We start from the raw sequence: 294 nt of genomic DNA, 5'->3' as shown, positions 1-294 counted from the left end.
AGGGCGGCGTACGAGCGGGGCGGGACGGGCGTGCCGCAGGGGCGGCGCAGGCAGCGGCCGGACCCGGTGCCCAGCCCGGCCTTGACGAGCCGGGCCGCACCGTCGCCGACCAGCAGCCGGTAGCCGAGGAGGCGCTCGAACCGCTGGGCGAGTGCGTCCGCGTGGCGGCGTATCGGCGGCAGGCTGGCGCCCCACGGACCGGCGGCGGTGACGAGCGGATGGGCGAGCAGCAGGCGGGCGGCCGCCCGCAGCTCCACGGCGGGGGCGTCGTCGGCGGCGCCGTCCGCGGCCGGG

The 294-nt window shown here is 81.6% G+C and carries 1 protein-coding gene; it reads right to left on the bottom strand.

Annotated elements, in window-relative coordinates; genetic code table 11:
• A partial coding sequence (locus LO771_RS30315; protein WP_374228283.1) for a DUF2398 family protein occupies positions 1–294 on the bottom strand: 294 nt, incomplete at both ends.

It is taken from the genome of Streptacidiphilus sp. ASG 303, from assembly GCF_020991365.1.
In the GTDB taxonomy this organism is placed as follows: domain Bacteria; phylum Actinomycetota; class Actinomycetes; order Streptomycetales; family Streptomycetaceae; genus Peterkaempfera.
Note: the sequence above shows the minus strand (reverse complement) of the source record. Positions and strands in the feature narration are given on the sequence as shown.